The following is a 22,795-nucleotide window of genomic DNA, read 5'->3' as shown; positions in this document are numbered from 1 at the left end:
GCCCGGCGGGGCCGTTTGCCCCGCCGGGCGCGCGTCTGTGAAGCTGGGGGAATGGACGCACACGGGGGACGCCGCACCAGGGCCCGGCAGGACGCGGCCACGGTCGAGACCGGCTACGCGCTGGTGAGCGCCGCCTTCGCGGCGGCGGTGCTGTTCGGGGCCGTGGCCGGGCCCGCGCTCCTCTTCGACCTGCCGCACCTGCTGTCCCTGACCCTGCTGCGGCTCGGCACGGTGGTCGCACCGGTGGTGTTCGTGGCCCGGGTGATCAGCGTGCTGGTGCGCTTCCGGCAGGCGGGTCAGCCCAGCCAGCCGGGCCGTACCAACCCCGACTCGTAGGCCAGTACGACGAGTTGGGCGCGGTCCCGCGCCCCCAGCTTCACCATCGTGCGGCTCACATGCGTCTTGGCGGTGAGCGGGCTGACCACCAGCCGGCGGGCGATCTCCTCGTTGGACAGCCCGATGCCGACCAGCGCCATCACCTCCCGCTCCCGCTCGGTGAGCCGGCCGAGCGCGTCCGCCGCCGCGGGCTCCTTGGAGCGGGCGGCGAACTCGGCGATCAGCCGGCGGGTGACGCCCGGCGACAGCAGCGCGTCCCCCTGCACCACCGCCCTGACGGCGCGCAGGAGTTCGTCCGGCTCCGTGTCCTTCACCAGGAAGCCGGAGGCGCCGGAGCGGATCGCCTCGAAGACGTACTCGTCCAGCTCGAAGGTGGTGAGCATGACCACCTTCACGTCCGGCAGCTCTCCGTCGCCGGTGATCCGCCGGGTCGCGGCGAGGCCGTCCAGCAGGGGCATGCGGATGTCCATCAGGACGACGTCCGGCCGCAGTTCCCGCACCAGGCGCACCGCCGCCTCGCCGTCGGCCGCCTCCCCGGCCACCTCGATGTCCGGCTGGGCGTCGAGCAACGCGCGGAAACCGGCCCGCACGAGCGACTGGTCGTCGGCGAGCAGTACCCGGATCACTGGTCCTCCCTGGTGTGCGACGGCAGTACGGCGAGCACCCGGAAGCCGCCGTCGGCGCGCGGGCCCGCCTCGATGGTGCCACCGAGCGCGGCGGCCCTCTCGCGCATGCCGGCCAGCCCGTTGCCGCTGCCCCCGGCGTCGGCGCCGGTGGCCGGGCCGTCGTCGTCGATGCGCAGCCGCAGCGCGTCGCCGTCGTGGGCGAACCGCACGCGCGCGTGCCGCGATCCGGAGTGCCGTACGACATTGGTCAGCGCCTCCTGCACGATGCGGAAGGCGGCGAGGTCGGCGCCGGGCGGCAGCCGGGGTGGTTCGCCCTCGATCTCGACGGCGAGTCCGGCCGCCGCCGCCTGTTCCACCAGCTCCGCAAGACGGTCCAGGCCGGGGGCGGGGGTGCGCGGGGCGGCGCCGGGGGCGCGCAGGGTGTCCAGGACCTGGCGCACCTCGCCGAGCGCCTCCTTGCTGGCGGCCTTGATGGTGGTGAGCGCGGTGCGCGCCTGCTCGGGGTCGCTGTCGAGCAGGGCGAGCCCCATGCCGGCCTGGACGTTGATGACGGAGATGCTGTGCGCGAGGACGTCGTGCAGCTCGCGGGCCATCCGCAGCCGTTCCTCGTCCCCGCGGCGCCGCGCGGCCTCCGCCCTGTCGGCGCGCTCCCGCGCCCACTGCTCGCGCCGCACCCGGACCAGTTCGGCCAGCGCGACGACGGCCAGCACCCAGGCGCCGATACCGATCTCCTGGTAGACGTTCCCGCTCTTGTCGCCCGCGGGCGGGAGCCAGCGGTAGAGCCACAGGGCGAGCAGGGCGTGCCCCGCCCACAGCAGGCAGAGGGCCCCCCAGGCGGCCCGCCGGTGCCCGGCCACGACCGCGCTGAAACAGCCGACGGCGACGGTCAGGAAGACCGGCCCGTAGGGGTAGCCCGCGGCCAGGTAGCCGAGGGTCGCCACCGCGGTGCCGTAGGCCACGGCCACCGGATGCCGGTGCCGCCACAGCAGCAGGACCGAGGCGACGAGCAGCAGCACGCGCGCGTAGCCGTCCAGGGGCGCGCGATGGAGCTGGCTGTGGGCCGCGAAGTTGGTGCCGATCAGGACGAACACCGTGAGCAGCACGGTGCTGCGCCACGGCCGGTGGACCCGGTGCGGCTCCGCCTCGTCCGGGGCACTCCGCCACGGCGGCCCGTGCCACCACCCCGGACCGGGGGCGCGCTGCTCTTCCATGCAGGCCACGGTAGACGGCGCCGGACGGCCCGGGCGTCAGCCGGACGCGGTGATCACCTCTACTCCCGGGGGAGTACGGGCGCCCGTCCGCTCAGTCCCCGTCTCCCAGGGCGTCCGCCTCGGCGGTGAAGAGCAGCTCCGGGTCGAAGCCCATGCCGGTGAAGTGGCCGGCGAGTTCCAGGGAGAGGACCCCGTGCAGTCGGGTCCAGAACGCCAGGGCCCGGCGCAGTACCGCCGGCGGGGCGGGGTGGTCGCCTGCCCAGCCGCGATGGTCCGCGAGGTGGGTCTCGAGCACATCGGGCGACGCGGCCCGGGGCTCGTCGGCCGCGCAGACGTCCAGCAGCGCGGCCATGATCTCCCGGGCGAGCGCGGTGGTGTCGTCCGGCGCGCGGTAGCCGGGGACCGGCGTGCCGTAGACGAGGAAGTAGCGCTGGGGGTCCTCCAGCGCCCAGCGGCGCAGCTCCCGGGCCAGGCCGGACGGCCCCGCGCCCGCGTCGGCCGCGGCACGGAAGGTGTCCGCGAGGCTGCGGTAGGCGTCCCTGACCAGTTCGGTGATCAGGTCGTCCCGCCCGCCGAAGTACCGGTAGAGCGCCGGGCCGCTCATGCCCAGCTCCTTGGCGATCGCGTTGAGGGACAGCCCCGACGCGCCCGAGACGGCGATCTGTTCCCAGGCCTTCGCCTTGATCTCGGCCCGCACCTGACTGCGGTACCGCTCCCGGGGACTCGCCGCGCCTGCCGCCATCGCCTTCACGCTCCTTTCCGCTTGTTTCACCCTATCACCACCGAGAGAGCCCATAACAGCACTGCGAGTGAGGCCTTGACACTGGAGCTAGCTAGCGTCATTTTAGTTATAACTTCTAACGCAAGCGAAGTGCCCTCTATCGCCGCACGGCGCACCAGCGCCTCTCTCCGACCCGGAGGTCGTCATGGAAAGCAAGAAACTCGTCGAGGTCGTCCTGCCGGGCACGGTCGAGCCGGAGGAGCTGCAGCTCCGGCACCGGGACGTGCCCCTTCCCGGCGCCGGGCAGGTCGTGGTCCGGGTGGAGGCCACCGGGGTGTCCTTCGCCGAACAGCAGATGCGCCGGGGCCGCTACTACGACCAGCCGCCCTTCCCGTTCGTGCCGGGCTACGACCTGGTCGGCACGGTCCTCACGGCCGGCACGGGCGTCAGGGCGGGCCTGGTCGGCAAGCGGGTGGCGGCGCTGGTCAAGGTCGGCGGCTGGGCCAGTCATGTGGTGCTCGACGCGGCCGACGCGGTGGAGGTGCCCGCCGGCATCGGCGCGGCGGAGGCCGAGACCCTGGTGGTCAACGGGATCACCGCGTGGCAGATGCTGCATCGCAGGGCCCGGGTGCGCAGCGGCGGAACGGTCCTGGTCCACGGCGCCAACGGCGGCGTCGGCACGGTCCTCGTCCAGCTCGCGCGTGCGGCCGGCCTGAAGGTGATCGGCACGGCGTCCGCGCGCCACCACGAGGCCCTGCGCGAGCTGGGCGTCACCCCCGTCGACCACCGGACCGAGAACGTCCCGGCCCGGGTCCGGGAACTCGCCCCCGACGGAGTCGACGCCGTCTTCGACCACCTCGGCGGGCGCAGTGTCACCGACTCCTGGCGGCTGCTCGCCCCCGGCGGGACCCTCGTCGCCTACGGCAGCGCCACCACGCGGGACGACTCGGGCTCCAAGCAGTGGCCGGTCCTGAAGATCCTCGGCCGGGTGTGGTGGTGGAACGCGCTGCCCAACGGCCGCCGCGCCTGCTTCTTCAACGTCTGGGCGGGGCGCGCCCTGAACAAGGACCGCTTCCGGACCCGGCTGCGCGCCGACCTCACCGAGGTGTTCCACGCCCTGCAACGCGGCGAGGTGACCGCAAGGATCGCCGCCCGGCTGCCGCTCACCGAGGTCGCGGAGGCCATGCGGCTGGCCGAGTCCGGCACGGTGACCGGGAAGGTCGTACTCGTTCCCGGTGACTAGGCCCCGAGCCTGGCCCGGCCCCGGGCGTCACGGGTCGACCAGCCCCACGTCCCGGGCGAGCCGGGCCGCCGCGTGCCGGAAGAAGGTCTCCCGGTCCTCCACCACCCGGTGGAACTGCCCGAACAGCTCGAAGCCGACCAGCCCGAACAGCTGGGCCCAGGCCGCGACCAGCGCCAGGGCCGCCTCGGGGGGCAGGTCGGGCGCGAAGTCCGCCACCATGCGCTCGGCCTCGGGGCGCAGCTCGGCCGGCAGCGGGAGATCCGCGAGGCGCCGACCCCGGAAGGCGTCACGGACGATGCCGATGAGCAGCAGGCCGACGCGCGAGGCGGCAGGGATGGTGGCCTCGGGGGCGGAGTAGCCGGGCACCGGCGATCCGTAGATCAGGGCGTACTCGTGCGGATGGGCGAGTGCCCACGCCCGCACGGCCTCGCACACGGCCGTCCAGCGCCGCACGTGATCCGCGCCCGCGGCCGCCGCGTGGGCCGCCTCGGCCGCCTCGCCGAGGGAGTCGTAGGCATCGATGATCAGGGCGGTGAGCAGCTCGTCGCGGCTCGGGAAGTAGCGGTACAGCGCCGAGGAGACCATGCCCAGCTCGCGCGCGACGGCCCGCAGCGAGAGCTTGGCCGCGCCTTCCTCGGCCAGTTGTCTGCGCGCCTCTTCCTTGATGGCTGCCGTGACTTCCATCCTGGCCCTTGCCCGGGCGCCGCGTGCGGTGCTCATGCCAGCAGTGTGCCACGAACAGAGAGCGGCGCCCACAAAAGAGAGCACCGCTCTTGCTCTGGAGCACCTGTCTCCCCCACACTGGAGTCAGGCGAGAGCACTGCTCTCCAAACCGTGGGGGTCACCATGTCGACACACGTCAAGAAGCCGGGCTGGTTCACCGTCAACGTCTTCAACCGGGCGGTCGCCTGGCTCACCCGACGCGGGATCAGCGTCTGGGGCTCCCGGGTCCTCGCGGTGCGCGGACGCAAGAGCGGTCAGTGGCGCACCACTCCGGTGAACCTGCTGACGGTGGACGGCCGGCAGTACCTGCTCGCCCCGCGAGGGCACGTCCAGTGGACCCACAACATGCGGGCGGCCGGCGGCGGTGAGCTGCGGCTCGGCAAGAACGTGGACGTCTTCACCGTCACCGAGATCGCCGACGACGACAAGGTCCCGCTGCTGCGGGCCTACCTCGAGCGCTGGAAGGCGGAGGTCGGTGTCTTCTTCGACGGCGTCGGCCCCGACTCCCCGGACGAGGAGCTGCGCCGTATCGCCCCCGACCACCCGGTCTTCCGGATCACGGTCACGGACTGACCGGAGGCTCCGACCCACCGGAAGCTCCGACCCGACCGGATGCTCCGACGGGTCGGCGCACCCGGGCGCGGACCGGCGCCGTCCCCCCCCACCGGCGCGGTCCGCGCACATCCCTCCCCGGCCCGCTCAGGACCCGGCCGGCTCCTCGAGCGGCACCGCCGGTCCCCGGTCCAGTGCGGTCAGGGCGCGCTGGGCGAAGGGGTGGGTGCGGACGATCTCGGCCAGGGAGGTCGAGCCCTGGGTGATGTCGCGGAAGGCCTTCCAGGCGGGGCGGAAGCCGGTGAGGGCCGCGTGGAAGAGGCCGGGTCGCCTCTCGAACACGGTCAGCAGGCTCTTGCCGACGCTCATCTCGACGCCGAGCCCGGCCTTGATCGCGAACGCGTAGTTCAGGGCCTGGCGTCGGGCATCCACCGCGTCGTGCGCCTCGGCGATGCGTACCGCCCACTCCCCCGCGAGCCGGCCCGAGCGCAGCGCGAAGGAGATGCCCTCGCGGGTCCAGGGCTCGAGCAGCCCGGCCGCGTCACCGCAGACCAGCACCCGGCCCCGGGACAGCGGCGAGTCGTCGGCGCGACAGCGGGTCAGATGCCCGGAGGAGATGGCCGGTTCGAAGCCGGACAGGCCCAGCCGGGCGACGAAGTCCTCCAAGTACCGCTTGGTGGCGGCGCCTTCACCGCGCGCGGAGATCACACCGACCGTCAGGGTGTCGCCCTTGGGGAACACCCAGCCGTAACTGCCCGGCATCGGGCCCCAGTCGATGAGCACCCGCCCCTTCCAGTCCTCGGCGACGGACTCCGGCACCGGGATCTCCGCCTCCAGACCGAGGTCCACCTGGGCCGGCTTCACCCCGACGTGCGCTCCTATGCGGCTGGCGCTGCCGTCGGCGCCGACGACCGCGCGGGCCAGCACCGTCTCGCCGCCCTGGAGGATCAGGGCGACCGTGCGCCGGTCGGGGACCGCCGAACCGTGCTGCTCGACCCGCTGCACCGTGACGCCCGTACGCAGCTCGGCGCCCGCCTTCTGGGCGTGCTCGACGAGCTGCTGGTCGAATTCGGGCCGGTTGATCAGACCGAACAGCATCTGCTTGGAGCGGCGGGTGCGGGTGAAGCGGCCGTTGTTCGAGAAGGTGACCGCGTGCACCCGGTCGCGCAGCGGCAGCTCGAAGCCGGGCGGGAGCGCGTCGCGCGAGGGCCCGATGATCCCGCCGCCGCAGGTCTTGTAGCGCGGCAGCTCGGCCTTCTCCAGCAACAGCACGCGGCGTCCCGCGACCGCCGCCGCGTAGGCGGCCGAGGCCCCCGCGGGTCCCGCGCCCACCACGACGACGTCCCACACCCGCCGCACGCCGTCCGCCGAAGAGTTCTCGCCGCTCACGTTGGTCTACCGCTCCGATCAAGCCGCTGCCGTGGTGTCCCCCGCATCCTACGGCGGCCGTCGTCGCAGGCCACTGTGGGAGTATCGGGGGTACCTACCCTGTTCAAGCTGTTCAACGTCGCACCCACGAGGAGCGTGCCCATGTCGTCGAATCCGGTCGCCGAGACCGTCGCCTCGCTGATGCCCCGGGCGAAGGCGGAGCTGGCCGAGCTGGTCGCCTTCAAGTCGGTGGCGGACTTCACCCAGTTCCCGAGGAGCGAGAGCGAGGCCGCCGCGAGCTGGGTCGCCGACGCGCTGCGCGCCGAGGGATTCGTCGACGTGGCCCTGCTGGACACCCCGGACGGCACGCAGTCCGTCTACGGCTACCTGCCGGGCCCGGAGGGTGCGAAAACGGTTCTCCTGTACGCGCACTACGATGTGCAGCCCCCGCTGGACGAGGCCGGGTGGACCACCCCGCCGTTCGAGCTGACCGAGCGCGACGGCCGCTGGTACGGCCGCGGGGCCGCCGACTGCAAGGGCGGCGTGATCATGCACCTGCTCGCCCTGCGCGCCCTGAAGGCGAACGGCGGTGTCCCGGTCAACATCAAGGTGATCGCCGAGGGCTCGGAGGAGCAGGGCACGGGCGGCCTGGAGCGGTACGCCGAGGAGCACCCCGAGCTGCTGGAGGCCGACACCATCGTGATCGGCGACGCGGGCAACTTCCGCGTCGGCCTGCCGACGGTGACCACCACGCTGCGCGGAATGACCCTGGTCCGGGTGCGGATCGACACCCTCGCGGGCAACCTGCACTCCGGCCAGTTCGGCGGTGCCGCCCCGGACGCGCTCGCCGCGCTGATCCGGGTCATGGACTCGCTGCGCGCCGAGGACGGCTCGACGACGGTCGACGGCCTCGACGCCACGGGGACCTGGGACGGCCTGGAGTACACCGAGGAGCAGTTCCGCGCCGACGCCAAGGTGCTCGACGGGGTCGGGCTGATCGGCGACGGCTCGGTCGCCGATCGCCTCTGGGCCCGCCCGGCCGTCACCGTCCTCGGCATCGACTGCCCGCCGGTCGTCGGCGCCACCCCGTCCGTGCACTCCAGCGCCCGCGCGCTGATCAGCCTGCGGGTGCCGCCGGGCGTGGACGCCGCGGAGGCGACCAAGCTGCTCCAGGCGCACATCCAGGCCCACACCCCGTGGGGCGCCCGGGTCACCACCGAGCAGATCGGCCAGGGCCAGGCCTTCCGCGCCGACGCCACCAGCCCCGCCTACCAGGCGATGGCCGACGCGATGGCGGTCGCCTACCCGGGTGAGACGATGCAGTACGCCGGTGAGGGCGGCTCCATCCCGCTGTGCAACACCCTCGCCGGCCTGTACCCGCAGGCGGAGATCCTGCTCATCGGCCTGAGCGAGCCGGAGGCGCAGATCCACGCGGTCAACGAGAGCGTGCACCCGCAGGAGCTGGAGCGGCTGTCGGTCGCCGAGGCGCTGTTCCTGCGCAACTACGCGGCGGGCTGAGCCCTTCTGCCGTCGGCAGAGCGCCCTCGCCCATGGGCGGGGGCGCCGCCTACGGTCGCCGCATGGACGTCATCGAACTCCTCCCCCGGCTCCATCTTCTGCGTTTCCCCGTCGGACAGGCCTACCTCTGGCACGACGAGGAGGAGTTGACGCTGATCGACGCGGGCACGATCGGCGCCGGGCGTGCGATCGCCGAGGCGGTCGGGACACTGGGGCGCGCACCGGGGGACGTACGGCGGATCGTGCTGACCCACTTCCACGAGGACCACGCGGGCGGGGCGGGCGAGTTCGCCGCGCTCAGCGGGGCCGAGGTACTGGCGCACCAGCTGGACGCACCGTTCGTACGAGGTGAACTCCCCGGTCCGGCCCCGCGGTTCGAGGACTGGGAGGTGCCGGTCCACGCGGCCGTGGCCCAGCACCTCCCCGGCGGTACGCCGGTGCCGCCCGCCGCGGTCACCGGCGTGTCGGACGGCGACCTCCTGGACTTCGGCGGGGGCGCCCGGGTGATCCACGTGCCGGGGCACACCGACGGCAGCATCGCGCTGTTCCTGCCCGAGGAGGGCGTGCTGTTCACCGGGGACACGGTGGCGGCCTCACCGGTCGACGGCTCGGTGAGGCCGGGGGTGTTCAACCTCGACCGGCCCCAACTCCTCGTCTCGCTCGGCCGGTTGGCGGAGCTGGAGGCGGACGTGGCGTGCTTCGGGCACGGCGACCCGGTCGTGGGAGGCGCCGGTGCCGCTCTGCGCGATGCGGCGGGCGCCCGCTGACCGCACGGCCACCGGCGACCGGCGACCGGCTCAGCCGACCGGTACCCCGGCCTCCAGATAGAGCGCGGTGCCGCGCTCGCGGGCCCGCAGCGCCCAGCGCAGCCGCTCGTAGCGGACCGGCGGCAGCATCCCGGCGGCCTCCTGCTCGGTGGCGAAGCGCCAGCCGCGCAGCTCCGGTCCCGGCAGCAGCACCCGGGAGGCCTCGCCGGACTCCAGCCGGCCGCCGTCGAACAGCAGCCGCAGCCCGCCGAAGCCGGGCGGCACCGGCCGTTCCCAGTCCACGACGAGCAGCCGGGGCACCTCCCGCAGCCGTATCCCGGTCTCCTCGGCGACCTCGCGGATCCCCGCGCGGGCCGGTGCCTCGCCGCGCTCCACCACGCCCCCGGGGAACTCCCAGCCGGGCTTGTAGGTGGGGTCCACGAGGAGCACCCGGTCGTGCTCGTCGAAGAGCAGCACCCCGGCGGCGAGGGTCTCGGCGGTCGGCTCGGGGGTCTGCACGATGTCGCAGGGCGGTACGGCGCCGCTGCCGACGGCGTCGGCGATACGGACGGCGGTGGCGTACGGGGTGAGGGCGCTGGTGTCCACGAGGTGGGCGTCGGTGGTGAGCCAGGAGGCGAGGGCGGCGCGGTAGGGCTCGATGTGGTCGTAGGCCCACTGCCGTGTCCGGAGCTCGCCGTCGGGCAGGTCCGGCGGCACCTCCCGGCCGGCTATCCGCTCGCGCAGGATCGTTTCGGCCGGGGCCAGGAGCAGATGGTGCACGGATATCCTGCGGGCCGCGAGGCCACCGAAGATCTCGTCGCGGTACTCCTGGCGGAGCAGGGTCATCGGCACCACGAGGGTCCCGCCCAGCTCGGCGAGCATCGCGGCCGCCGTGTCGACCACGAGCCGGCGCCAGATCGGCAGGTCCTGGTAGTCACCCACCTCGGCGAGCCGCTTGGCCGGCAGCAGGTGCGTGAGCCCCGCGCCGATGACCTCGGGGTCGAAGAGCGTGCTGTTCGGGATCAGCTCGATCAGCTCCCGTGCGGTGGTGGTCTTCCCCGCACCGAACGCGCCGTTGATCCAGACGACGGTCACGGACTCCCCCTCTTGTGTTGGCCCCCTGAGGCTTGCCCGCTCCACCCTGCCACGGAAACCCCGCCCCGGTGAGGGCGCCGGAACGGCGGTGCCGGTGCCCCCGCGGATCGGGGACACCGGCACGCGCGCCGTGGACCGCCGGGCCTACTGCTGCCCGTGGGGCTGGTCGTCGAAGGTGAAGCTGTCCAGGGTGACCGGGTGGCCGCCGGCCGAGTCGAGCGTGTCCGAGACGTTCAGGCCGTCGACGGGCAGCCCGGTGGAGCCCTTGTCCGCCGCGTGGGAGGGGGTGACGGCGGCCACGACGAATCCGGTGGCCAGGGTGGCGATGGCGAGCATGCTGCGCTTCTTCATGCGCTGATCAACTGCCGACCGGGCCAGGGGTCACGCGGATACCTGCGAGCGGACGAGCGGGGACTGCCGGCAGGGACAGGAGGCAGAGTGGGGAGGCCGGGTTGCCGCCCTGGTGGGAGGGCCGGGCCACCGTTCCGGCGGGAGGGCGCATGGACGAGTCCGGTGGTCCCCTCCGTGTCGAGGCGCAGGGCGTGGCCGCCGCCCGCACCATGCCGGCCGACACGTTCGGACCGGTCGGCACGCTCCCTGCGGAGGCCACCACGGGCTGTGGACCGCGGGTGCCCCGGCCTTCGCGTCCCCGCACCCCGAGCGCGCCACGTGTGTGCCGCACTCCGAGCGCGCCACGTGTCTGCCGTGCTGCGGGCACGCCACGTGTCTGCCGTGCCCCGGGCAGGCCCGGGACCGGTACCAGCGGCTCGCCGCCCGGGTCGAGAGACCGGCCGGGCCTGACCGGACCGCCCGTCGACCAGGCCCGGGGGGACCGGGCAACCGCCCATCACCGCGACCCGGCACGGTGGTTCGCGGAGCCGTGAGGCTGCCGGCCCTGCCGAAATCCGCTGGTCCGCTTCTCGATGCGCCCGGTAACGTCCGACGTCCCGACCCGGCCGCCGGCCGCGGCAGGCCCCGACCGGAGAGACCCGACGATGACCAGCCCGCCCCTGACGACGACCCTCTGGCGCCCGACGGGCCCCGAGGAACTGGAGCTGGTACGCGCGCTCGACTGGCGGGCCTGGCCGCCCCGGCTCCCGGAGCAGCCGATCTTCTACCCGGTCCTCAACGAGGACTACGCGATCCGCATCGCCCGGGACTGGAACGTGCGGCACGACGGCGCCGGTTTCGTCACGCGGTTCGAGGTCGACACGGAGTTCCTCGCCCGGTATCCGGTCCGGCAGGCCGGCGGCGAGACGATCCTCGAACTGTGGGTTCCCGCCGAGGAATTGGACGAGTTCAACGCCCATGTCGTCGGACGGATCGAAGTCGTGCGGGAGTTCCGGTGAACCCGGCCGCCCACAGCGCGGGCGAACACGTCGAGGACGTCGTACGCTCGGGCGACCGGCTCGTGCGGGCCGCGTCCGGCCTGTCCGACGCCGGGCTGCGGGCCCCGTCGGGGCTGCCGGGTTGGACGCGCGGCCATGTGCTCGCCCACGTCGCCCACAGCGTCGACGCCTATGTCTGGCTGCTGCGGCTCGCGCACACCGGCCGCGAACCGGGGCCGCGCGCGGACGCGGCGACGCTGTCGGCCGCGATCGAGCGGGACGCGGCGCTGTCCGCCGAGCGGCTCGCGACCCGGCTGTGCGAGAGCCTGGACCGGTTCGCGGCGCAGGCGCGCGCGTTGCCCGCCCCCGCCTGGGACCGTCCGGTCCCAGCGCTGGCCGGCTGGCGGCACCCCGCCTGGTACCTCCTGCTGCGCTGCCTGCGGGAGCTGGAGACGCATCACCTCGACCTGGGCGTCGGCCACGGCACCGCGCGGTGGCCCGACACCTATGTCTCCTGGGCCCTGGACGACACCCTCACCACGCTGCGCACCCAGGGCTTTCCGCTGGCCTCGGTGACGGCCGTGGATCTCGGCCGGCGCTGGTCCATGGCGGCGGAGGGGCCCTCGGTCGCCGGGGCCGGGCACCAGGTGCTCGGCTGGCTCAGCGGACGAACCCCGGCCGATGTGCTGACGGTCGACGGTCCGGCCCCTGCGCTCCCCGCCCCACCCGCATGGCCGCAGCCGCCGCTGCCCGGCTGGGGCCGCGTCGACGACGAGAGGTGAACGCCGGAAGCGAACACATCCGAACACCGGACAGCAGTCCACGAGTCAAACCATCCCGACGTCAACCCCTTTGACGAGATCTGACGGGTTATCGAACAGACGACTCCCACCTCTTCCAACAGAGTCAGACACGTCCTACCGTAATCGCGCACAGCTGACACCTATATGACGCCCGGGCACCGCCCTGCCGTCAGCCACCTTTCGCGAGTCGGGAGGAACGTCAACGATGCGTCACCCTCACACCCGCACAACCCGCACAACCCGCACAACCCGCCGAAGAGTCGTCGGAGCACTCACCGCGGGCCTGCTGTGCGCGGCGGCCCTCGCCGGCCCGGCGCTGGCGGCCCCCGCCCGGGACGCGGCGGCCCCCGCCCTGGCCGACGGTCTCGCCCTCACCCCGCCCATGGGCTTCAACAACTGGAACTCCACGCACTGTCGCGCCGACTTCAACGAGACGATGGTCAAGGGCATCGCCGACCTCTTCGTGGCCAAGGGTCTGAAGGACGCCGGCTACCAGTACGTCAATCTCGACGACTGCTGGGCCCTGCCGCAGCGCGACGCCGCCGGCAAGCTGGTGCCCGACCCGGCCCGCTTCCCGAACGGCATCAAGGCCGTCGCCGACTACGTCCACTCCAAGGGCCTCAAACTCGGCATCTACACCAGCGCCGGCACCAAGACCTGCAACAGCGCGGGCTTCCCCGGTGCGCTCGGCCACGAGTACAGCGACGCGCGGCAGTTCGCCGACTGGGGCGTGGACTACCTGAAGTACGACAACTGCAACAACCAGGGCGTCGACGCCAAACAGCGGTACACGACCATGCGGGACGCGCTCAAGGCGACCGGGCGGCCCATCGTGTACAGCATCTGCGAATGGGGCGAGAACAAACCCTGGGAGTGGGCCTCGGGCGTCGGCCATCTGTGGCGCACCACGGGCGACATCAGCGACAGCTGGGGCTCGATGCTGTCCATCCTGAAGCAGAACCTGCCGCTCGCGCCGTACGCGGGACCCGGCCACTGGAACGATCCCGACATGCTGGAGGTCGGCAACGGCGGGATGACGGACACCGAGTACCGCTCGCACTTCTCGCTCTGGTCGGCCATGGCCGCGCCGCTGCTGATCGGCACCGACCTGCGCAAGGCCTCACCCGCGACCTTCGACATCCTGGACAACAAGGAGGTCATCGCCGTAGACCAGGACCCGCTGGGCAAGCAGGGCACGGTCCTCTCCTCGGCGGGCGGCCGCTGGGTGATCGCCAAGGAGATGAAGGACGGCAGCCGCACCGTGGCCCTGTTCAACGAGTCCGGGACCGCCCAGCGGATCGCCACCACCGCGGCCGCCGTCGGCCTCCCCGACGCCTCCGCGTACACCCTGCGCGACCTGTGGCAGCACAAGAGCTACAACACCGCCGGCACCGTCGCGGCGACCGTCCCCGCCCACGGCACCGTGCTGCTGCGCGTCTCGGCCGACCCCCACTGGGCCACGCACCCGCCGGCCGCCGAACTGGGCCTGGGCGGCAGCCCCTTGCTGGAGGCGGGGACTCCGGCCACGCTGACCAGCACCGTGACCGACCTCGGCCGCACCGCCGCGCGGCAGGTGTCCGTGTCCCTGACCGGCCCCGAGGGGTGGACGGTACGGCCCACATCGCCGACCACGGCCACAGCCCTCGGCACCGGCGGCTCCCTGCGCACCGGCTGGAGCGTCGCCGCACCGCCCGGAACGGCGACCGGGTCCTACGGCCTCACTCTCCAGGCGCGCTATCTCTCACCGTCCGGCCAACGCGTCACCAGCAGCCTCCCGCTGAACGCGTCCGTCGTCGTCCGGCCGCCCACCGGGACGTCGTACCTCAGCGACCTGCCCTGGCTGTCGGCGACCAGCGGCTGGGGGCCGGTGGAACGCGACACCAGCAACGGGGAGAGCGCCGCGGGTGACGGTCACCCGATCACCATCGGCGGCGCCGTGTACGCCAAGGGCCTCGGTGTCCACGCCCCGAGCGATGTCTCGTTCTACACCGGCAGGGTCTGCGACAAGGTCACCGCGGACGTCGGCGTCGACGACGAGAAGGGCACGAAGGGGACCGTCACCTTCGAGATCTGGGCCGACGGCACGAAGGTCGCCTCGACCGGCGTCCTGGCCAACACGATGCCGGCCCAGCCGGTCACCGCCGACATCACCGGCGCCCAGGTGATCGACCTGGTCGTCACCGACGCCGGAGACGGCAACGACTCCGACCATGCGGACTGGGCGAAGGTGCAGGTGAGTTGCTGACGCCGGGGCGCCCATCCGCCGGGGCGCCCCCAGGGCACCGCACTTGGGTCAGACCCCCGCCGTGGCGTCCGGCCTCCGCGCCAGCGCCGCGGCCGCCGCGCCGACCAGCCCCGCGTCCGTGCCCATCTGCGCGGGCACGACCGTCAGTCGCTGGACGAAGGAGAGGGTCGCGTAGTCGGTCAGTGCCTTGCGCAGGGGGGTGAGGAGGATGTCACCCGCCTTGCCGACGCCGCCGCCGATCACGGCGATGTCGATCTCGACCAGGGTCGCGGTGGCCGCGATACCGGCGGCGAGCGCCTGCGCGGCCCGCTCGAAGGAGGCCACGGCGACCGGGTCGCCCTCGCGGGCGGCGGCGGCCACGGCGGCGGCGGAGGTGTCGCCGTCGGGGCCGGGACGCCAGCCCTGCTCCAGGGCGCGGCGGGCGATGTTCGGGCCGCTCGCGATCCGCTCCACACAGCCGCGCGAGCCGCACGGGCACGGGTCGCCGTCGAGGTCGACGCTGATGTGACCGATGTGCCCGGCGTTGCCGGTCGGCCCGGGGTGCAGCCGGCCGTTCAGGACCAGGCCGCCTCCCACCCCGGTCGACACCACCATGCACAACGCGTTGTCGTGACCGCGCGCGGCCCCCTGCCAGTGCTCGGCCGCCGTGATCGCGACGCCGTCGCCGATGAGCTCGACCGGCAGCCCGCCGACGGCCGCGCGGACCCGCTCGACCAGGGGGAAGTCCCGCCAGCCCGGCACGTTCACCGGACTGACCGTGCCCGCGGAGGCGTCCACCGGGCCGGCGCTGCCGATGCCGAGGGCACCGGCGCGTTCCCACAGCGGTGACCCGGCGAGCTCGGCGAGCACCTCCTCGACGGCCCCCATGACCGTCTCGCCGTCCTGCTGGGCGGGTGTGCCGCGCTGGGCCCGCGCCAGTATCCGTCCGTCGCAGTCCACCAGCGCGCCGGCGATCTTGGTACCGCCGATGTCCAGGGCCGCCACGAGGTCGGTGTGCATCAGAGTCAGACTCCCCGTTGAAGCTTGCAAACCAAGGAAAGGAGGCCGGTCAAGCGTTGGGGGCGCAGGCCGGGGACAGCGCTGGACAGTGTCTCTCGCAGCTGACAACGTTGTCCAGGCTCTATGCTCGACGCCACATCCTCATACAAACCGAGGATCGACGCACCATCCCGTTGACAAGTCGGACAAGTCGTACGACAGGACAGGACCCCGCATCGTGCCCGAGACCACCCGCCGCACAGACAGCCTTTCCGGGACCCGTTACGGCAACCGCCCGACCATGAAGGACGTGGCGGCGCGGGCCGGTGTGGGCCTGAAGACGGTCTCCCGGGTGGTCAACGGCGAGCCCGGCGTCACCCCGGACACCGAGCGCCGGGTGCAGGAGGCGATCGACGCGCTGGGCTTCCGCCGCAACGACAGCGCCCGGGTCCTGCGCAAGGGCCGTACGGCGAGCATCGGGCTGGTCCTGGAGGACCTCGCCGACCCCTTCTACGGCCCGCTCAGCCGCGCCGTCGAGGAGGTGGCCCGGGCCCACGGCGCCCTGCTGATCAACGGCTCCAGCGCCGAGGACCCGGAGCGCGAGCAGGAGCTGGCGCTGGCCCTGTGCGCACGGCGGGTGGACGGACTGGTGATCATCCCGGCCGGGGACGACCACCGCTATCTCGAACCGGAGATCAGGGCGGGCGTGGCGACCGTGTTCGTGGACCGTCCGGCCGGGCGCATCGACGCCGACGTGGTCCTCTCCGACAACTACGGCGGCGCCCGGGACGGCGTCGCCCATCTCATCGCGCACGGACACCGCCGGATCGGCTTCATCGGCGACATGCCGCGCATCCACACCGCCGCCGAGCGACTGCGCGGCTACCGGGCGGCCATGGAGGACGCGGGGATACCGGTCGAGGACGCGTGGATGTCCCTCGGGCAGACGAACCCGGAGCGGGTGCGCCGGGCGGCGGAGGAGATGCTCGCCGGGCCCCACCCCGTCACCGCGATCTTCGCGGGCAACAACCGGGTGACGGTCACCGTGATCCGGGTGCTGGCCGAGCAGTCACGCCGGGTCGCCCTCGTCGGCTTCGACGACATCGAGCTGGCCGATCTGCTCCAGCCGGGTGTCACGGTCGTCGCCCAGGACGCGGCCGCCCTCGGCCGTACCGCCGCCGAGCGCCTGTTCCGTCAGCTGGACGGCAGCCTCGTCGCACCGGAGCGCATCGAGCTGCCCACCCGGCTGATCACGCGCGGCTCGGGCGAGCTGCCGCCGGCCGACTGAGCCGCCCGTGACCGGCCGCACCCTGGCGGAGCTCGGCCTCGCCGGCGCTCCCCGCGACCATCCGCTGACCTACCCCGGCGCCTGGCCCGCGGACTCCGGGCTGCTGCACGGTGACCGGATGTTGCCGCTGGAGCGCCTGGTGTACGACGACCGGGTGCCGGTCCTCGCCGTCGGCTCCAACGCCTGTCCGGGGCAACTGCGGCACAAGCTGGACGAGTTCGGGATCGACTCGCCCGTGCCGATGCTGCGGTCACGGGTGTCCGGTATCGACGTGGGCATCTCGGCGCACGTCAGCCGCCTGGGCTATGTCTCCGCGTCTCCCGTCAGATCACCGCGCTCGTTACGGGAGTTGTTCGTCATCTGGCTGGACCGGCCGCAGCTGGAGGTGCTCGACGCCGGCGAGTCGCACTTCCGGCGGGCCTGGCTGCCCGCGCCCGAGGTGCGGATCGAGCTGCCGGACGGTTCCGGACTCACCGGTGCGTACGCCTACGTCAACCGGCACGGCGTGCTGCTGGGCGGCAGCGGTGCGCCGCGCCCCCATCCCGGCGACCAGCGTGTCCTGATCGGCGAACTCCTCTTGGACTCCGCTCCGTTGCGCGAGCTGTTCGGGGTCACGCCGGAGGAGTTCTGCGCCCGGGCCCGCCGTGACCCCGGGCTCTGCGCGCGGGGCACCCGGCTGTTCGCCGAGCACAAGTGGGTGACGGAGTCGGGCCTCGAGCCGTACGCCGACGGTCAGCAGACCGGGAGCCCGCGCACCGGTTGGTCGTTGTTCCCGCCCTTGAGGTAGACGTCGCTGACGTAGACGCCGGTGTTGCCGCTGTCGTCGTCGGTCTTCGCCCACCACACGTTCGTCCGAGGGTGCCGCGCTCGCGCAGGACGTCGTCGACGGAGGAGCCGTCGATCAGCTCCATGACGATGAGCGGGCGTCCGTCGACCTCGGCGACGTCGTGCACGGCGACGGCACCGAGGTGGCGGCCCCGGGCGGCGGCCCGGGCCTCGCGCCGCATGCGCAGCCGCAGCCCGGACAGTTCCGGTCCGGCCGCGTCGGTGTAGGTGCGCAGCTCCTTGACGGCGACCTCGCGGCCGAGGACCTCGTCCACCGCCCGCCAGACCACGCCCATGCCGCCGCGCCCGAGCCGCGCGGTGACGCGGTGGCGCCCGGCCGGCAGCCCGCCGGCCCCGCCGTCCGTGTTCCCGTACTCCTCCGGCCCCTGCTCCCCCGACGACACCCCCGCCCCGTCCCTGTGTCGTCCTCTGCCTCGTCCGCCTGGTCGCTGCGTGGCGTCCAGCGTACGGGGCGCCGGTGACAGCCCACTCCCCCCGGCCGGGGGCAGCGACCGGTCCGCGACCTCTACTTGGCGGAGGCCGTCAGGTCACCGCGCCGGGGAGCGGCAAAGCCCTCCAGGTCGGCGCGGGTCAGGCCGGTGAGGCGGGCGACCTCGGCGATGTCGAGGGCACCGCAGTCCAGGCCGCGCAGCAGGTAGCCGCTGAGGGCCTTGGCGGTGGCGGGCTCATCCATGACGTCGCCGCCTGCCCGGTTGGCGTACCGGGCGAGGCGGCCGGCGGCCTGCTCGAAGCCCTCGCGGTAGAAGGCGAAGACGGCGGCGTAGCGGGTCGGGATGTGGCCGGGGTGCATGTCCCAGCCCTGGTAGTAGGCGCGGGCCAGGGCGCGGCGGGTGAGGCCGTAGTGCAGGCGCCAGGCGTCGTGGACCTTGGCGGTCGGGCCGACGGGCAGGACGTTGGTCGAGCCGTCGGAGACACGCACCCCGGTGCCCGCCGCCGCGACCTGCATGACCGCCTTGGCGTGGTCGGCGGCCGGGTGGTCGCTGGCCTGGTAGGCGGCGGAGACGCCGAGGCAGGCGCTGTAGTCGAAGGTGCCGTAGTGCAGCCCGGTGGCGCGGCCCTCGGCGGCCTGGATCATCCGGGCGACGGTGGCGGTGCCGTCGGTGGCGAGGATGGACTGGCTGGTCTCGATCTGGATCTCGAAGCCGAGCCGCCCGGCGTCCAGACCGTGCACCTTCTCGAAGGCCTCCAGCAGGCGCACGAACGCGGTCACCTGCTCGGGGTACGTCACCTTCGGCAGGGTCAGCACCAGGCCCTCGGGCAGGGGGCCGGACTCGATCAGGCCGGTGAGGAACACGTCGAGGGTACGGATGCCCCGGTCGCGCACCGCCGCCTCCATGCACTTCATGCGGATGCCCATGTACGGCGCCGCCGTGCCGTTCTCGTACGCCTCCGCGATCAGCCGGGCCGCGCGGGCCGCCGCCCGGTCCTCCTCGGCGTCGGGGCGGGGGCCGTAGCCGTCCTCGAAGTCGACGCGCAGGTCTTCGATCGGCTCGCGTTCCAGCTTGGCGCGGACGCGGGAGTGGACCGGCTCGGCCAGCTCGTCCGAGAGGCCGAGGACGGCGGCGAAGGAGGGGGCGTCCGGAGCGTGTTCGTCGAGGGCGGCGAGGGCCTGGTCGCCCCAGGATCGGATGGTGTCGGCGGCGAAGGCGTCACCGGGGACGTAGACGGTGTGGACGGGCTGCCGGGTGCCGGGGTCCCCGGGGTAGCGGCGCTCCAGCTCCGCGTCGACCGGCGCGAGGGAGGCGCTGATCTCCTCGCTCACGGCGCCCGCGAGGCTCGTCGCCACCTTCTCCTGCTGACCCATCCCACACCCTCCAATTTTCCGCTGTACGGAATCAACAATCCGTAGAATGAAGTTATCCGGGTGGTTCTCGATGGTCAACACCCCGTCCGGACCGTGGTCGGCGCCCGGCGGATCGTCACCAGGATGCACCGAGGCCCCGGTGACCGCGTCGGTCACCGGGGCCTCGGAGTGCCTGGACGAGACTCAGCCCTTGCGGGTCTTGATCTCCTCGGTCAGCTGCGGGACGACGTCGAACAGGTCGCCGACCACGCCGAAGTCGACCAGCTCGAAGATCGGGGCCTCGGCGTCCTTGTTGACGGCCACGATCGTCTTGGAGGTCTGCATACCGGCGCGGTGCTGGATCGCGCCGGAGATGCCGTTGGCGATGTACAGCTGCGGCGAGACCGACTTACCGGTCTGGCCCACCTGGTTGGTGTGCGGGTACCAGCCCGCGTCGACGGCGGCACGCGAGGCACCGACGGCCGCACCGAGGGAGTCGGCCAGCGCCTCGATGATCGAGAAGTTCTCGGCGCCGTTGACGCCACGGCCGCCGGAGACCACGATCGCGGCCTCGGTCAGCTCCGGGCGGCCCGTCGACTCACGCGGCGTACGGGCGGTGATCTTCGTGCCGGTCGCCTTCTCGGAGAAGGAGACGGACAGGGCCTCGACGGCGCCCGCGGCCGGGGCGGCCTCGACGGCGGCCGAGTTCGGCTTGACCGTGATGACCGGGGTGCCCTTGATCACGCGGGACTTGGTGGTGAAGGACGCGGCGAACACCGACTGGGTGGCCACCGGGCCCTCGTCGCCGGCCTCCAGGTCGACGGCGTCGGTGATGATGCCGGAGCCGATGCGCAGCGCCAGGCGGGCGGCGATCTCCTTGCCCTCGGCGGAGGACGGGACCAGCACGGCGGCCGGGGAGACGGCCTCGTAGGCGGCCTGCAGGGCGTCCACCTTCGGTACGACCAGGTAGTCGGCGTACTCGGAGGCGTCGTGGGTGAGGACCTTCACCGCGCCGTGCTCGGCGAGCGTGGCGGCGGTGTCGGCGGCGCCGTTGCCCAGCGCGACGGCGACGGGCTCGCCGATGCGGCGGGCCAGGGTCAGCAGCTCGAGGGTCGGCTTGCGGACGGCACCGTCCACGTGGTCGACGTAGACGAGGACTTCAGCCATGGGATTGCTCTCCTGCGTAACGAAGTTGAGGGGCGGTCAGCGGGGGCGAGCCCTTAGATGAACTTCTGGCTCGCGAGGAACTCAGCGAGCTGCTTGCCGCCCTCGCCCTCGTCCTTGACGATGGTGCCGGCCGTGCGGGCCGGGCGCTCGTTCGCGGCCTCGACCTTGGTGAACGCGCCGTCCAGGCCGACCTCCTCGGCCTCGATGTCCAGGTCGGACAGGTCCCAGGACTCCACCGGCTTCTTCTTGGCCGCCATGATGCCCTTGAAGGACGGGTAACGCGCCTCGCCGGACTGGTCGGTGACCGACACGATCGCCGGGAGGGAGGCCTCCAGCTGCTCGGAGGCGGCGTCGCCGTCGCGGCGGCCCTTCACGACGCCGTCCTTGACGGAGACCTCGGACAGCAGGGTGACCTGCGGGACGCCCAGGCGCTCGGCGACCAGGGCCGGTACGACGCCCATGGTGCCGTCGGTGGAGGCCATGCCGGAGACGACCAGGTCGAAGCCGGCCTTCTCGATCGCCTTGGCCAGCACCAGGGAGGTGCCGATGGCGTCGGTGCCGTGCAGGTCGTCGTCCTCGACGTGGATGGCCTTGTCGGCACCCATCGACAGGGCCTTGCGGAGCGCGTCCTTGGCGTCCTCCGGGCCGACCGTCAGGACGGTGACCTCGGCGTCGTCCGCGTTCTCCGCGATCTGCAGGGCCTGCTCGACCGCGTACTCGTCCAGCTCGGAGAGCAGACCGTCCACGTCGTCGCGGTCGACGGTCAGGTCATCGGCGAAGTGCCGGTCGCCAGTGGCGTCGGGCACGTACTTCACAGTGACAACGATCCTCAAGCTCACGCCGGCTCTCCTACTGCATCGTCATTTCCGGGCTGCCTCTTGCAGGCAGCATAGGCGCCTCAAGCGGCCGATCCCGGTCGGGGCGTCCGCGCGCTCCGACCGAAATATTACTCGTCAGTACACCCAGTCCATGCCCGCTAAGCAAGCGCTTTGAACTGTGACCTTCGCAACGCAGCGTAACCGGAACTCGACGGCTTCGCAGGAGAGCCGCGGTGTGATCAGTCCCGCAGAGCGTTGAAGCGGCCCTGGTGGTAGAGGAGCGGACGGCCGGAGCCGGAGGGGTCGCCGAGCACCACCTCGGCGAGCACGATCCGGTGATCACCGGCCGGGACCCGGCCCACGATCCGGCAGACCAGCCAGGCGAGCACGTCGTCCAGCACCGGTACGCCTTCCGGGCCCTCGCGCCAGGCGGTCGGCGCGCCGAAACGGTCGGCACCGCTGCGGGCGAAGGTGGCGGCCAGCTCGCGCTGGTGCTCGCCGAGTATGTGGACGCCTATGTGCTCCGTCTCGGCCACCGCGGGCCAGCTGGAGGCGCCCGTGCCGATGCCGAAGGAGACGAGCGGGGGCTCGGCGGAGACCGAGGTGAGGGAGGTGGCGGTGAAGCCCACCGGTCCGGAGGCACCACGCGCGGTGATCACCGCCACACCGGCGGCGTGCCGGCGGAACGTGGAGCGCAACAGGTCGGGCGAGGCGAGCTGAACGGTACCGAGGTCGGGCGAGGCCGTCATGGAGTTGTCCTTCTGCTGGAGGTCGCGAGCTGGTCCGTCGGTGCTCAACACTGCGGACAGATGGCGCTCGCGGTGCGGGCGAGGTCCACGTGGACCCGCCCGTGGAGAAGGAGTTCGATCGGCATACGGTCAGGCTGACGATAGTTGGTGCGCCCAGTCAAGCAGGGTCCGGGATACGGAAGGCGCCGTACCGTCACCTGAGGCCCCCTCACACCGCCTCCCCCAGGGCCGCGATGACGTCGGCCCTGCGGGGCTGCCCGGTGGCCCGCCGTACGACCCGTCCTTCGGCGTCGAGCACCAGCACGGTGGGTGTCTTCAGGATGTCGAGTTCGCGTACGAGGTCCAGGTGGGCCTCGGCGTCGATCTCGACATGGGCCACGCCGGGTACCATTTCGGCGACCTCGCCGAGGACACGCCGGGTGGCCCGGCAGGGCGCGCAGAAGGCACTGGAGAACTGCACCAGCGTGGCCCGCTCGCCGAGCTCGCCGCCCAGCTCCGCGGCTCCGAGCCGCTTGCCCTCGTCCCTCCCGCGCACCCGTACTCTCCCGCTCCGCCGCTTGTGCAGCACTCCGGCGGCGCTCGCCACGACGAGCACCGCCACGCACACCACCAGTCCAGTCATCACCTGCACAAGCATTCATCAGACTGCAA

General features: G+C 72.9%; 24 protein-coding genes and 1 pseudogene. 10 read left to right on the top strand and 15 right to left on the bottom strand.

The window, feature by feature from the left end:
• The first annotated feature begins 51 nt into the window (after nt 1-51).
• On the top strand, nt 52-336 hold the full coding sequence (locus FB563_RS30535; protein WP_055709316.1) for a DUF6332 family protein: 285 nt from the start codon (nt 52-54) through the stop codon (nt 334-336).
• Here the strand turns inward: FB563_RS30535 and FB563_RS30530 are convergent.
• From FB563_RS30530 to FB563_RS30520, 3 genes are all read right to left on the bottom strand, one after another.
• Nucleotides 297-962 (bottom strand): response regulator transcription factor, encoded by a 666-nt coding sequence (locus tag FB563_RS30530; RefSeq protein ID WP_055709317.1) that lies wholly within the window; start codon nt 960-962, stop codon nt 297-299. The two genes, FB563_RS30535 and FB563_RS30530, sit on opposite strands and share 40 nt — an antisense overlap.
• The gene (locus tag FB563_RS30525; RefSeq protein ID WP_167528517.1) at nt 959-2,182 is read right to left on the bottom strand and encodes a sensor histidine kinase; all 1,224 of its coding nucleotides are present in this window, start codon (nt 2,180-2,182) and stop codon (nt 959-961) included. The genes FB563_RS30530 and FB563_RS30525 overlap by 4 nt, the downstream gene beginning before the upstream one ends.
• Nucleotides 2,183-2,264: 82 nt before the next feature.
• Entirely contained in the window at nt 2,265-2,915 is a 651-nt protein-coding gene (locus FB563_RS30520; protein WP_055709319.1) for a TetR/AcrR family transcriptional regulator, read from the bottom strand.
• A 184-nt stretch (nt 2,916-3,099) separates the two neighbouring features.
• On the opposite strand from FB563_RS30520, the gene FB563_RS30515 reads away from it, so the two are divergent.
• Nucleotides 3,100-4,137: a medium chain dehydrogenase/reductase family protein gene (locus tag FB563_RS30515; RefSeq protein WP_055709320.1), complete on the top strand. Its 1,038-nt coding sequence runs from the start codon at nt 3,100-3,102 to the stop codon at nt 4,135-4,137.
• 27 nt (nt 4,138-4,164) lie between these two features.
• Here the strand turns inward: FB563_RS30515 and FB563_RS30510 are convergent, their stop codons facing one another.
• Nucleotides 4,165-4,857, bottom strand: coding sequence for a TetR/AcrR family transcriptional regulator (locus FB563_RS30510; RefSeq protein WP_055709321.1), 693 nt, complete (start codon nt 4,855-4,857; stop codon nt 4,165-4,167).
• A gap of 126 nt (nt 4,858-4,983) precedes the next feature.
• On the opposite strand from FB563_RS30510, the gene FB563_RS30505 reads away from it, so the two are divergent.
• Complete coding sequence (locus tag FB563_RS30505) at nt 4,984-5,433, top strand: nitroreductase family deazaflavin-dependent oxidoreductase (protein ID WP_055709327.1); 450 nt, start codon at nt 4,984-4,986, stop codon at nt 5,431-5,433.
• 126 nt (nt 5,434-5,559) lie between these two features.
• Here the strand turns inward: FB563_RS30505 and FB563_RS30500 are convergent, their stop codons facing one another.
• Nucleotides 5,560-6,801, bottom strand: coding sequence for a geranylgeranyl reductase family protein (locus tag FB563_RS30500; protein WP_055709322.1), 1,242 nt, complete (start codon nt 6,799-6,801; stop codon nt 5,560-5,562).
• Between the two features lie 141 nt (nt 6,802-6,942).
• Here FB563_RS30500 and FB563_RS30495 point away from each other — a divergent pair, with 141 nt between their 5' ends.
• Both FB563_RS30495 and FB563_RS30490 read left to right on the top strand, forming a co-directional pair.
• Entirely contained in the window at nt 6,943-8,298 is a 1,356-nt protein-coding gene (locus FB563_RS30495) for a dipeptidase (RefSeq protein ID WP_055709323.1), read from the top strand.
• Between the two features lie 62 nt (nt 8,299-8,360).
• Nucleotides 8,361-9,065, top strand: a complete 705-nt coding sequence (locus tag FB563_RS30490) for an MBL fold metallo-hydrolase (protein ID WP_055709328.1) — start codon at nt 8,361-8,363, stop codon at nt 9,063-9,065.
• 30 nt (nt 9,066-9,095) lie between these two features.
• Here the strand turns inward: FB563_RS30490 and FB563_RS30485 are convergent, their stop codons facing one another.
• Both FB563_RS30485 and FB563_RS30480 read right to left on the bottom strand, forming a co-directional pair.
• Nucleotides 9,096-10,139 carry an NUDIX hydrolase gene (locus FB563_RS30485; RefSeq protein WP_055709324.1) on the bottom strand — a complete coding sequence of 348 codons (1,044 nt, stop codon included), beginning with the start codon at nt 10,137-10,139 and terminating at the stop codon, nt 9,096-9,098.
• Nucleotides 10,140-10,283: 144 nt separating this feature from the next.
• Nucleotides 10,284-10,490, bottom strand: coding sequence for a hypothetical protein (locus FB563_RS30480; RefSeq protein WP_199832984.1), 207 nt, complete (start codon nt 10,488-10,490; stop codon nt 10,284-10,286).
• Nucleotides 10,491-11,134: 644 nt separating this feature from the next.
• On the opposite strand from FB563_RS30480, the gene FB563_RS30475 reads away from it, so the two are divergent.
• From FB563_RS30475 to FB563_RS30465, 3 genes are all read left to right on the top strand, one after another.
• Nucleotides 11,135-11,488, top strand: a complete 354-nt coding sequence (locus tag FB563_RS30475) for a hypothetical protein (RefSeq protein WP_055709325.1) — start codon at nt 11,135-11,137, stop codon at nt 11,486-11,488.
• Nucleotides 11,485-12,249 carry a maleylpyruvate isomerase family mycothiol-dependent enzyme gene (locus FB563_RS30470; protein ID WP_142219014.1) on the top strand — a complete coding sequence of 255 codons (765 nt, stop codon included), beginning with the start codon at nt 11,485-11,487 and terminating at the stop codon, nt 12,247-12,249. The genes FB563_RS30475 and FB563_RS30470 overlap by 4 nt, the downstream gene beginning before the upstream one ends.
• Before the next feature lie 226 nt (nt 12,250-12,475).
• Complete coding sequence (locus tag FB563_RS30465) at nt 12,476-14,515, top strand: NPCBM/NEW2 domain-containing protein (RefSeq protein ID WP_142219013.1); 2,040 nt, start codon at nt 12,476-12,478, stop codon at nt 14,513-14,515.
• Nucleotides 14,516-14,563: 48 nt separating this feature from the next.
• Here the strand turns inward: FB563_RS30465 and FB563_RS30460 are convergent, their stop codons facing one another.
• Nucleotides 14,564-15,514 (bottom strand): ROK family protein, encoded by a 951-nt coding sequence (locus FB563_RS30460; RefSeq protein WP_055710489.1) that lies wholly within the window; start codon nt 15,512-15,514, stop codon nt 14,564-14,566.
• Nucleotides 15,515-15,731: 217 nt separating this feature from the next.
• Between FB563_RS30460 and FB563_RS30455 the strand changes: the two genes are divergently transcribed.
• Both FB563_RS30455 and FB563_RS30450 read left to right on the top strand, forming a co-directional pair.
• Nucleotides 15,732-16,781, top strand: coding sequence for a LacI family DNA-binding transcriptional regulator (locus FB563_RS30455; RefSeq protein ID WP_055710490.1), 1,050 nt, complete (start codon nt 15,732-15,734; stop codon nt 16,779-16,781).
• 7 nt (nt 16,782-16,788) lie between these two features.
• The gene (locus tag FB563_RS30450; RefSeq protein ID WP_055710491.1) at nt 16,789-17,568 is read left to right on the top strand and encodes a hypothetical protein; all 780 of its coding nucleotides are present in this window, start codon (nt 16,789-16,791) and stop codon (nt 17,566-17,568) included.
• Between the two features lie 67 nt (nt 17,569-17,635).
• Here the strand turns inward: FB563_RS30450 and FB563_RS44255 are convergent.
• The 7 genes and pseudogenes from FB563_RS44255 to FB563_RS30420 form a co-directional block, all read right to left on the bottom strand.
• A pseudogene (locus FB563_RS44255) lies at nt 17,636-18,010 on the bottom strand (protein kinase domain-containing protein); the annotation flags it as partial.
• A gap of 122 nt (nt 18,011-18,132) precedes the next feature.
• Nucleotides 18,133-19,431 (bottom strand): DUF6986 family protein, encoded by a 1,299-nt coding sequence (locus FB563_RS30440; protein ID WP_142219012.1) that lies wholly within the window; start codon nt 19,429-19,431, stop codon nt 18,133-18,135.
• 183 nt (nt 19,432-19,614) lie between these two features.
• Nucleotides 19,615-20,577 (bottom strand): electron transfer flavoprotein subunit alpha/FixB family protein, encoded by a 963-nt coding sequence (locus tag FB563_RS30435; protein ID WP_142219010.1) that lies wholly within the window; start codon nt 20,575-20,577, stop codon nt 19,615-19,617.
• Between the two features lie 53 nt (nt 20,578-20,630).
• A complete protein-coding gene (locus FB563_RS30430) occupies nt 20,631-21,416 on the bottom strand; it encodes an electron transfer flavoprotein subunit beta/FixA family protein (protein ID WP_055710555.1) in 786 nt (261 codons plus the stop codon).
• 218 nt (nt 21,417-21,634) lie between these two features.
• Nucleotides 21,635-22,144, bottom strand: a complete 510-nt coding sequence (locus FB563_RS30425) for a flavin reductase family protein (protein WP_142219008.1) — start codon at nt 22,142-22,144, stop codon at nt 21,635-21,637.
• Between the two features lie 44 nt (nt 22,145-22,188).
• Nucleotides 22,189-22,269 (bottom strand): putative leader peptide, encoded by an 81-nt coding sequence (locus FB563_RS45555; RefSeq protein ID WP_425281743.1) that lies wholly within the window; start codon nt 22,267-22,269, stop codon nt 22,189-22,191.
• 83 nt (nt 22,270-22,352) lie between these two features.
• Nucleotides 22,353-22,766 carry a TlpA family protein disulfide reductase gene (locus FB563_RS30420; protein ID WP_142219007.1) on the bottom strand — a complete coding sequence of 138 codons (414 nt, stop codon included), beginning with the start codon at nt 22,764-22,766 and terminating at the stop codon, nt 22,353-22,355.
• Between the last annotated feature and the right edge of the window lie 29 nt (nt 22,767-22,795).

It is taken from the genome of Streptomyces puniciscabiei, from assembly GCF_006715785.1.
Taxonomy (GTDB): domain Bacteria; phylum Actinomycetota; class Actinomycetes; order Streptomycetales; family Streptomycetaceae; genus Streptomyces; species Streptomyces puniciscabiei.
Note: the sequence above shows the minus strand (reverse complement) of the source record. Positions and strands in the feature narration are given on the sequence as shown.